We start from the raw sequence: 10370 nt of genomic DNA on the forward strand, positions 1-10370 counted from the left end.
CCGCTTGCCGACAAAACAAACGGAGGAAAAAACCTAATAATTGGATGAGATTACAGCAAGTTAGGGAATGGAGGGCTTAAAGTTGATGCGTATAGCCACCATTTACCGTCGCCCTACATACCACGCCCGCTCAACGGATCGAAGTCGTTGTGTGGCGTGACCACTGCCAAGCCTACGATGAAGGTGATGCTGCTTCACAATGGCTCACCCACATATTGGGAAAATGGCAAGGTGGTGACTTGCGGTTGGTACGCTTTGCTGATGATTTTACCCGCCCCGTTGACCCGAATTACATGAATGGTGACAGTGCTGACACCGCTTTTTCCGACGGATACCCCTTCCTGATTGTCTCGGAAGCCTCGCTGCAAGCCCTGAATGCGCAACTGGTGGTGAATGGCGCAAACCCCGTTCCCATGACTCGCTTTCGCCCCAATATTGTTATCAGTGGCATTGAAGCGTTTGGCGAAGACCGCTGCACAACCCTAACGGCTGCGATGCAAGTTTACCGTTTTACGATCCGCAAGCCTTGCCAGCGCTGCAAAATTACCACGATTGACCCACAAACCGGCATGATTGCTGACCCGAAAGAGCCATTGAAAACGCTGGTTGCTATGAATCCTTACCTGCATTTAAGCGGTGCTTATTTCGGGCAAAATGCCACGCTCAGCTTTGGTGAGAAACAGCTCATCACAGTTGGAGATAGGCTGAGCCGTTAACCGTCCCGTTAAGGTATTGATCGGCATTTTTTACAAAGAACCCCGTTCACAGCCCGCCGGACATCATCAGTAAGCCAAAAAACGGTGCTAGTACAATCCCACCCAGCACAGCGGTCACACCATCCGCTGTCAATGTCAGCGGAGTCAGGGCAATTTTTGCGGCAGTATCCGCGATGCCATCCGGCGCAGCCACGGTCAGTTCATACGGCTGGCGGAAAAACGCGGTTTGCGGCACTTTCACGCTGCCTGCCAGATAGCGCGTTCCTTGAATATTGGCACGGTATGCCACGGTATTCCCCTGTTGGCTGAAACCGCGTTGGGTCAAAAATTGGTGTTCTTCCACTGTGAGTTTTCCCACATCGGCTTGTAAGGTGTAACTACCGCTCACGCTTTGCCCTGCATTCACGGTGAATTTATCGAAGGTCGGGGTAAGTTTGGCGCGTCCGTTCCATTGCAATACCGATTTCAATGGCTCATTCAGCGGAAAAATGAAATGGTGTTGCTCACCTGCGACGACCAACGTGGCTTTATCGGGCGTGATCAGGAAGCTGTTGATTTTTTCAGTGCTGACATTTTTGCTGGAATGTAAAGCATTTGTGGCACAACCAAATGAAGTAATACTCAACAGTGTAATGAGTATGTAGCGAAGTAAGTGGTACATGACCTTCCTCCTGATATTGTTAACAGTGGGAAGATCATGCACCAAACTTGACGAACTGAATAGCTTAGGGTAGGGAAGTTGCAGATAACGCGACGTTAGGGTGTACTATTCAACACCCGCTCCACCAACATGTCCCTTGACTCTCTTGGAACTTCATCGCCGCATCGTATTTGGGCGCACTGCTACGCGGTTGATTCAGGCTTTCTTTAATGCCAAAACTGCCGTACTGGCTGAACGTGTGCGGCACACTAAACAGCATAAACGTCTGCCCACCGGCGGCTTTCCACGCTTCCAATAGGCGTTGGTAACGTTCGCCCATGCGCGGGTCACGGTTGGCAGCATGGAGCAAGTCGATCATTTTTTGTCGGCGGTCAGCGGCAATTTCACCGCCAATGGTTAGGTGTTGCCCACCTTCGTAAGCGTACAAGGCTTTGCCATACTTTTGTGCGACGGCTGCTTGCTTGGTAAACTGGTTTTTAAGACCTTCCAGCCCAAACGGGTCACTGGGGTTATCAATTGCGGCAAAAATAGCATCGACAGACGTGGCATTCACCAACGGTTGGGGGATTTTGTTGCCGTCATTGCAAGCAGGCAGTTTGGGGTCGTCATTGCGCCAGCAGGCGTAGAAATAGCCACCTGTGGCAATGGCGTCAACGTATTGCCGGGTGTCACTGTAGGCGAGCATTCGTTCGGTACGGTTGGCGTCATTCTGGTATGTCCCCAATAGGCGGATCAGACGTTGCGTGCCGCCAAATTCATCTTCCCAAATCTGAAAGACTTTGCTGGCTTGTTTTGCGTAGAAATTAGCACCGCGCCAGGCATCGGTAGGGCTACCCAGTTCTTCGCCTTTTTTGAGCACGTAACGATACGCCCAGAAAATACCATTCCAGGTTTCATTGCTGTACTCGACATGGGCTTTTAAACCCGGTTTGAGGTGTGCTTCAACGTAGCGGGCAAATTCCCTGATGTAGGTTTCAGAAGCATTATGAGGGATGTTAAACCACGGGTGCGCGTTTAACTGGTTTGCCAGTTCGACTTGTACTTCAATAGGCACACCACGCCCGTAACGTTCCAGACGCGCGATATTGCCGGATGCGCCCCATACCGCATCCGCGAGTTTGCTACGCTGATCCCAGCGGAATTCTTGCACCAAACAGGTTTGGTCAAAGATCAGATTGCCATCGGCATCGCGGATGAAACTGTTGGTTTTGCCGGGTTCGGTTTGCGCACAGGTGAGGTAGCTTGGGCTGGCTTCCATCAGATTCATCATGCGCACCACGCGGAAGTCTTTGAGGAAGTTTAAGTAGCTGGGGTTGAAGACAATGGCATTACGGTCAGTGCGCAAAGTGTCTTCAAAGCTGCGGTACTGACCTGCTGGGCAATTAGCCGCGCTGTCTACTCGCGTGAACGGTTTGCCTTCGCAAATACCACCGGGCATGACAATGCGGATATTTTTGACAGTGCCACTGACAATTTTTACACCGATACGGTTATTGGTGGGGACACTATCCAGTTTGACGGGTAGGGTAATGTCGATTTCATCACGCCCCGGTGTGTTGCTCACCATTTTGGCGTAGCCAGAATATTCCAGCTTGCCATTGCCTTCGTACAACACGGTGTAACGTCCATTGGGAACTTGACCTTGCACGGCACTATCCAGCAGGAAGGTGCGGATAATGCAAGTAGTGCTGGGTGGTGTAGTCGCCCAGCCGTTTTCATCATAAACCACGTCTTTACAGGAATATTCACGCAAAGGACGGGCAACCCGAAAAATGTCGGCAAAAGGTATGGGGGACGAAATGCTGTTTTGTTCAGCTTGTGGTGCTTCGCTATTAATGCCCAGCGACGGTTGGAACAGGGCTGCCGGTGTTTGCCCATAGACGCTGAGTTGTTGAGCTAACACGTTTTCAAATTGATCAGGCGAAACGTTCCACGCTAAGTTCAGGCTGTTGGCGTTTGCGCCCAGTTGAATACCATTGCTGGGGTTACGGTCGCTGTCGAGGCTGAGGAAAAAACGTTCCAGATTTTTACGCACATGGTAGGTGCAGGCACTAAGGTCTGCATTGCCACTGCACAGTGCCGCTGCCATATCGTGTTGCGTTAAGCTGGTTTTGCCGATTACTGACAGTTGCGTGTTGCTGCCTAAGTGAAGCAGTAGGTTGCTAGAGGGAGCGGTGAAACTGCCATCTGCACCACTCACATTGCCAGCACTGAGGTATTGCAAACCACTGATGGGCGTTTCGGCATTGCTGCGGGTCGGGTCAAGCAGTAACAAACGCCCGTTATTACTGGAAGACGGGGGAGGGTTACTGGTTTCACCCCCGCCACCGCAACTGTTCAGTAACAGCGATAACGCTGCCACCATTATTATTTTAGTCTGCATATTGTTGTAGCCCTTATATTCATTAGACGACTAAAAGCCGAAGATGCCGTTGGCGTTAACGGTGCGAGTCGGGCAATTACCCCGGAACATTTCCCATTCATCACAACGTTTACCACTGGGTAATACACAATCCGCACGTTCGCCTTCTGGGGTTTGGCGAATATCTAGTTTGCCGTGGTTCTGAAGGCAATTGAGCGATGCGGGGCTGGCTGCACGTACTGCATGAGGTGCAGCGTTTAGAGGAGGAGGCGTACTGCCACAAGCACTGAGTGTTGTTACCACGATGCTAATGAAAAAGCCTAATCTCAAACTCATGATAGTTCCTTTGTTACGTTAACTGGCGCAACGGATGCATAGCGTTGCATAAGGCAGTGCATCCAATCTCGCCGCACTGATCGGCTCACCACACTTGGCACACATGCCGTATTCACCACTGTCAATGCGTTTTAGAGCACTGCGCACTTGCTTCAGTTCCAGTTGGGTTTCTTCTTTTAAATTACGCAGCACATCTTCATTTTCACGTTCGGTGATTTGTTCAGCAGAATCGGCACTGTGTTCGCTGCTAAGGTCATGGCTGACGTTATCAATGCGTGAGACAAGCACTTTTTCCAGTTCTTTTAGATGCTTATGCTTTTCTTCATACATGTTTTCTGTTCTCATTAAGGCTTAAAGGAATGATGATAACGCATTGTCGGGTTTCCGGCATGATGTAGTACAAAAGAGGGATTAATAAATGCGCAAGCTGGTAGTATTAACAAGTGTATTCATGTTGGCAAGTTGTTCAGGCGGGCATGGGCTGGATTCTCCCATCAAAACCTGTAAAGCCGTTACTAGTGTGTTAGCGGGTGATAAAAGTGTGGTTTGGCATGGCGAAAAACAAACCGAACAAACCGGTGTACAACTGCAAGTGACGCTGGACTTTGCGTTAGTGGGGCAGGCAGACGGCGAGATTTCCCAGGCAGTGTGTATCTATGGCCTCAGCAGCCCTGATATGGATTACCGCAATGCCATGGGGGAATATGCCAATACGCCCACCGCGATGATGATTAATGGCATATCAATTCCTGACAGTGATTTGGTGCAAGCCGTCAATCGTGCCACGGCAGATACCGCTCAGGGTATTGGTCAGGAAGCACTGGATAAAATCAACGGGAAATCAGGATACTAGCCTTTAAGCCGGGGTGATTATCCTGCAATTGCACGCTTGCACCATGCAATTCAGCTACTGCTTTCACCAGACTTAACCCCAGCCCGTTACCGGGGGTGCTGCGGGCATTATCGAGACGGGTAAAGCGTTTGAAGACTTGTTCACGCTGTGTTTCGGGAATGCCCGGCCCATTATCCGCCACGCTAATGCATATCTGCTTGGGCTGCTGCGTGGCTTCCAAGCGGATAGCCCCGCTTGGGGGGGTATATTTCACGGCATTGTCCAGTAAGTTGGTAATGGCTTGAGCGATTAATTGGCGGTTGCCATGCAGATGCAAACCCGCCTCCGCTTGATAGGTTAGGGTGAGATTTTGTTCTTCAGCAACCGCCGTATACAGGTCAGCTAATTCTTCAATCAACAGGGTTAAGTCGATGTCTGCCCAATCCTGACGTTGCCTGCTGGATTCTATTTGCGCAATGCTGAGCAGGGCGTTGAAGGTTTTGATGAGTTCATCGACTTCTACAATCGTGTCTTGGATCAGTTGTGGGTAATCGGTGTGTGCAGTGGGGTGATACTGGCTGGTTTCCAGACGATTGCGTAAGCGATTAAGTGGGTTGCGCAGGTCGTGGGCTAGGTTATCGGTCACGTCGCGCATACTTTGCATCAGGTGTTCGATACGTGCCAGCATGGTATTGAGTACCCGGCTGAGGCTATCAAATTCGTCGTTGCGCCCTGTAACGGGCATTCGGCGAGCTAAGTCGCCGCTCATAATGTCATTGGCAGTACGCCCCACCGCATTGATACGCCGTTGCACGTTATGCCCCATGAAAATCCCCCCCGCTAAGGCTAACGCGACAATAATGCCAATGGCTCCCAGCACGGTTTGGAATAAGCGATCTTGCAGGGTGTGCTGTTCTTTTAGGTCTGTGACGACTAACAATTGATAGCCACCGGGCAAAATGGTGAGCATCATGCGGGCGGGTTCAGTATGGTCTTTTTTTCCGGTAATAATGCTGAGCGGTAAACTGGCAACAATTTGTTTGGGGTTTTGCGTGAAGCTGTCAAACTGAAGGTCACGGGTCAAATCTTGCTGACTGCGGTGAATCAGGCGCGAAATCAGAAAGCGCGAGCCGTTTTCACTGTTACGCATACTAATAGCGCCGGTTAAGCCTTCGACCGCAAGACTGCGGTAAAGGTTAAGCAGGGCATCGGTTTCCAGTTGTAAGCGGGCATCGGTTTGCTGTTCCATTTGCCCTTTCGCCATCCAGTAAATAAAACCCAATGCACCTGCCGCTACGGTACTAAAAAGTAGCGCATACACCAGTGAGAGCCGAAAAACAGAGGTATTAAGCAGTTTGCGGGTCATGCAATAAATACCCAGCGCCTCGGATAGTGTGCAGCAATGGCGGGTCAAAATCTTTGTCAATCTTGCCACGCAAACGGCTAATGTGCACGTCGATCACGTTAGTTTGCGGGTCGAAATGGTAATCCCACACCTTCTCCAGCAACATGGTGCGGGTGACAACTTGTCCTGCGTGGCGCATTAAGTATTCGAGCAAGTTGAATTCGCGAGGTTGCAGGGGAATGACCGTCCCACTGCGGGTTACGCGGCGTTTCAGCAAATCCATTTCCAAATCACGCACTTTGAGGATTGTATAGTCTTGCGCGGGTTGGGTGCGGCGTAACAGGGCTTGCAAACGCGCCAGTAATTCACTGAAAGCGTAGGGTTTGACCAGATAATCGTCCCCACCGGCACGTAAGCCTTCCACCCGATTATCCACATCGCCCAAGGCGCTAAGAATCAGCACCGGTGTTTGCATCCCCTGAGCGCGTAACGTTTGGATTAAGGATAAGCCATCGCGTTTGGGCAACATACGGTCGACAATCAACACATCGTAATGGCCTTGCAGGGCAAGGTGCAAACCATCCTCGCCATCAGCAGCATGGTCAACAATATAGCCACTTTCCATCAAGCCTTTCTGGATGAAACTGGCGGTTTGGCGGTCATCTTCAACGATTAGGATATTCATGGCGTAAAGCATAAAACACTTCGAGAGGTTTGTGTGGTGAACATCTTGTAATGTTCATCGCAATAACAGTGGGGTGTGTTAGAATCCGCGCCGTTTTTTAAACAAATAGTGGGCAAGGTATTGCAGATGAAAAGGTTATTTCCTTTAGTACTCTTAGTGAGCCTAGTAGGTTTCACGGGATGTGCTGATAAAAGCGCTGGTATAAACACAACCGCAACCGCAGCAACGACACAAGGCGGTTACACCAATGTTTCTAACACAGAACTCAAAGACTTGTTGGCTAAAAAAGTAACGTTGATTGACATCCGCTTACCTGAAGAATGGCAGGAGACAGGCATAGTAGCGGGCAGCAAACCTTTGACGTTGTTTGAGGCTAATGGGCAAGTATCGAAACAATTTGCCCAAACGATTCAGCAAATCGCACCACCGGATCAGCCTGTTGCATTGATTTGCCGCACCGGCAACCGTACTCAAGCAGGTGCTGAAATGTTAGCAGCCGCTGGCTACAAGCAAGTCTATAACGTTACCAAAGGCATCAAGGGATGGATTGGTGACGGCAATCCAGTGACTCCGTTGAAGTAATGCATAGATTTCCCCTCTACGTCTATACGGTAGAGGGGAATATTTCTCATGCTGCGGTTTGCATGTCTAATTCCGCTATTTCTAGTGCTACGCTAATTGCATCTTCCACCCGTTCCAGCCACACAAAATTAAGTTGTTTGCGGGCATTTTCCGGCACATCTTCCAGATCTTTGCGGTTACGCGCAGGTAACATCACGGTATGAATCCCTGCTCGTAAGGCAGCAAGGCATTTTTCCTTTACCCCGCCAATCGGTAACACCAAACCACGTAAGCTGATTTCACCCGTCATGGCTACATCACTGCGTACCTTGCGCTCACTCAGCAAGGACACCAGCGAGGTGAAAATCGACACCCCAGCACTAGGGCCATCTTTGGGGATTGCACCTGCTGGAACGTGCAGGTGAATGTCGTGTTTCTCAAATACTTGCGGGTCAACGCCGAAACGCCTTGCCTGTGATTTAATCAGGCTGAGCGCAGCTTGTGCACTTTCCTTCATCACATCACCCAATTGTCCGGTAATGATCAGCTTGCCATTGCCCGGCATTTTGGTAGTTTCGATGAATAGAATATCGCCGCCCACAGGTGTCCATGCTAATCCTGTGGCAACGCCAGGGACGCTGGTACGCATAGCTACCTCGCTCTCAAAACGTTGCGCCCCAAGAATATCGGGCAATTCTGCGGGGGTAATCGCCACGCGCTCGGTCTTGCTTTCGGCAATCTGAATCGCCGCATTGCGCATGACGGCGGCAAGTTCACGTTCCAGATTGCGACAACCCGCTTCACGGGTGTAGTCGGCAACAATGGAGTGTAAAGCTGCTTCATTGACATGCACTTGCTCCGGTTTTAAACCGTGCGCCTCAAGCTGACGGGATAACAAATAACGTTTTGCGATTTCCACTTTTTCGTCTTCGGTGTAGCCGGGTAGGCTGATCACTTCCATGCGGTCACGTAATGGTCCCGGAATAGCGTCCAGCACGTTGGCAGTAGCAATAAATACCACTTTGCTCAAGTCAAACGGCAACGCTAAATAGTTGTCACGGAAGGTTTCGTTTTGTGCGGGGTCAAGCACTTCGAGCAATGCCGCTGCGGGGTCACCGTGATAACCGCCGCCGCCGAGCTTGTCGATTTCATCGAGCATGAACACGGGGTTACGGTGTTTGGCTTTACGCAATTCCTGAATCACATTGCCGGGAAGTGCACCCATGTAAGTGCGTCGATGTCCCCGAATTTCGGCTTCGTCATGTACCCCGCCAAGGCTGGTGCGGACAAAGGGTAAGCCTAGGGAGCGTGCAATGCTTTTGCCTAAGGAGGTTTTGCCAACACCGGGAGGCCCTACAAAACACAGAATCGGGCTGCGGCCTTGCGGGTTGAGTTTACGTACCGCGAGGTATTCGAGGATACGTTTTTTGATTTTCTCTAAGCCGTAATGGTCTTCGTCGAGTACTTCACGGGCTTTGGCAATGTCGATGTTTTCGGTGGCGAGCACGTTCCAAGGCAGGTTAGTGAGCCAGTCGAGGTAGGTACGAATCATTGAATATTCACCGGAAGCTTCTGGCATTTTTTGCAGACGCTTGAGTTCCTTACGCGCTTGTTCAGCGGCTTCATCAGACATATTCGCGTCGGCAATAGCCTGTTTCAGTTCGTCAATTTCGGCTTGGTTGCTGTCGTCATCGTCTTCGCCCAACTCCTTTTTGATGGCTTTGAGGCGTTCGCGCAGCATGAATTCACGCTGGCGAGCATCCATCGACTGTTGGGTTTGCTGGTCGATTTCGCGGGTAAGTTTCAGCACTTCGAGCTGGTGACGCACATGCTCGGCAACTTTGTCGAGGCGTTCACGCAAGGCGGTGGTTTCGAGAATCGCTTGCTTTTCCTGCGGACTAATGTCGAGGAAATTGCTGATTAAGTCTGCCAAGGCACCTGCGTATTCGATGCTTTGGATAGCACTCACGACTTCAGGCGGTGCTTGCGGCAACAATTGTACTGTTTCGATGGCTTTTTCTTGCAAATGGCGCATCCGGGCTTTGATGTCAGCGTCATCGGTTTCGACTTCGGGAATAATCTCGACGTTTGCTTCTAGATACGGCTGATCTTGCACGTAATTCACGATGCGGAAGCGTTCTTCGCCTTGCACGACCAAATGGTGTGTGCCACTGGAAGTGGTGACATACCGCAAGATGTTGGCAATCGTGCCCATGCTGTGCAAATGATGGCCTTCAGGAGTGTTGGTTTCGGCTTGTTTTTGCAACACTAAACCGATTTTACGCCCACTTTTCACGGCTTCTTGGGCAGCAGCGAGTGACTGTTCGCGCCCGATGGTGATGGGAATCGCCATGCCGGGGAACAGTACCACGTCACGCATGGGGATTAGGATAAGAGATTCGTTCATTCTGTTACCTCGGTTGGGATTAACCCAGTAAATATATCAAGTATCATTATTGTATAAGATTGTGATGACTTGCGTTATTTCAAGAGGAGGTGTTCAGCGTGTTGACCAAACGTGGGTGGATTCTGCGGAGACTCTATACGCATCAACTTTAAGCCCTCCATTCCCTAACTTGCTGTAATCTCATCCAATTATTAGGTTTTTTCCTCCGTTTGTTTTGTCGGCAAGCGGTTGAAGAAGCGAAGAGTTTTGCCAGTTGCTTGAGGCATTTTATCAAGCTGCGTCGCTCAGCGATGCAGGCGGCAAGATGGGAAGCCTGTTCCTGAATGGCTTGAACACCTTTGGTGAGGCTGCGCTGGGGTATTTCCCACAATCCGGTGAGCATGATCCAGTGTTGGATGAGGATAATCAGTAATTTGACGTAGATTTCACACAAAATTCGCCATACGTTGGCACTTCTGGAAACCG

General features: G+C 50.4%; 11 protein-coding genes. 4 read left to right on the forward strand and 7 right to left on the reverse strand.

Features of this window, described 5'->3' with window-relative positions:
• Positions 1-149 precede the first annotated feature (149 nt).
• Positions 150-716 carry an MOSC domain-containing protein gene (locus BLV87_RS18525; protein WP_245707075.1) on the forward strand — a complete coding sequence of 189 codons (567 nt, stop codon included), beginning with the start codon at positions 150-152 and terminating at the stop codon, positions 714-716.
• Between the two features lie 46 nt (positions 717-762).
• On the opposite strand, the gene BLV87_RS18530 is transcribed toward BLV87_RS18525, so the two are convergent.
• From BLV87_RS18530 to BLV87_RS18545, 4 genes are all read right to left on the reverse strand, one after another.
• The gene (locus BLV87_RS18530; RefSeq protein ID WP_093071108.1) at positions 763-1377 is read right to left on the reverse strand and encodes a hypothetical protein; all 615 of its coding nucleotides are present in this window, start codon (positions 1375-1377) and stop codon (positions 763-765) included.
• A 109-nt stretch (positions 1378-1486) separates the two neighbouring features.
• The gene (locus tag BLV87_RS18535; protein WP_139282232.1) at positions 1487-3760 is read right to left on the reverse strand and encodes a hypothetical protein; all 2274 of its coding nucleotides are present in this window, start codon (positions 3758-3760) and stop codon (positions 1487-1489) included.
• 30 nt (positions 3761-3790) lie between these two features.
• On the reverse strand, positions 3791-4075 hold the full coding sequence (locus tag BLV87_RS18540; RefSeq protein ID WP_093071111.1) for a putative hemolysin: 285 nt from the start codon (positions 4073-4075) through the stop codon (positions 3791-3793).
• An 18-nt stretch (positions 4076-4093) separates the two neighbouring features.
• Complete coding sequence (locus BLV87_RS18545; RefSeq protein ID WP_093071113.1) at positions 4094-4405, reverse strand: TraR/DksA family transcriptional regulator; 312 nt, start codon at positions 4403-4405, stop codon at positions 4094-4096.
• 88 nt (positions 4406-4493) lie between these two features.
• Between BLV87_RS18545 and BLV87_RS18550 the strand changes: the two genes are divergently transcribed.
• The gene (locus BLV87_RS18550; RefSeq protein ID WP_093071115.1) at positions 4494-4928 is read left to right on the forward strand and encodes a hypothetical protein; all 435 of its coding nucleotides are present in this window, start codon (positions 4494-4496) and stop codon (positions 4926-4928) included.
• On the opposite strand, the gene BLV87_RS18555 is transcribed toward BLV87_RS18550, so the two are convergent.
• Positions 4906-6273, reverse strand: a complete 1368-nt coding sequence (locus tag BLV87_RS18555) for a sensor histidine kinase (protein ID WP_093071116.1) — start codon at positions 6271-6273, stop codon at positions 4906-4908. The genes BLV87_RS18550 and BLV87_RS18555 overlap by 23 nt on opposite strands.
• On the reverse strand, positions 6254-6937 hold the full coding sequence (locus tag BLV87_RS18560) for a response regulator transcription factor (protein ID WP_093071118.1): 684 nt from the start codon (positions 6935-6937) through the stop codon (positions 6254-6256). Before BLV87_RS18560 ends, BLV87_RS18555 begins: the two co-directional genes overlap by 20 nt.
• A 126-nt stretch (positions 6938-7063) precedes the next feature.
• On the opposite strand from BLV87_RS18560, the gene BLV87_RS18565 reads away from it, so the two are divergent.
• Positions 7064-7519 carry a rhodanese-like domain-containing protein gene (locus BLV87_RS18565; protein WP_093071120.1) on the forward strand — a complete coding sequence of 152 codons (456 nt, stop codon included), beginning with the start codon at positions 7064-7066 and terminating at the stop codon, positions 7517-7519.
• Positions 7520-7565: 46 nt separating this feature from the next.
• Here BLV87_RS18565 and lon read toward each other — a convergent pair whose 3' ends face one another.
• Entirely contained in the window at positions 7566-9905 is a 2340-nt protein-coding gene (lon, locus tag BLV87_RS18570; protein WP_093071122.1) for an endopeptidase La, read from the reverse strand.
• A gap of 253 nt (positions 9906-10158) precedes the next feature.
• Here lon and BLV87_RS19625 point away from each other — a divergent pair, with 253 nt between their 5' ends.
• Positions 10159-10317, forward strand: coding sequence for a hypothetical protein (locus BLV87_RS19625; RefSeq protein WP_175517813.1), 159 nt, complete (start codon positions 10159-10161; stop codon positions 10315-10317).
• The last annotated feature ends 53 nt before the right edge of the window (positions 10318-10370 follow it).

The organism is Thiothrix caldifontis (assembly GCF_900107695.1).
GTDB lineage: Bacteria > Pseudomonadota > Gammaproteobacteria > Thiotrichales > Thiotrichaceae > Thiothrix > Thiothrix caldifontis.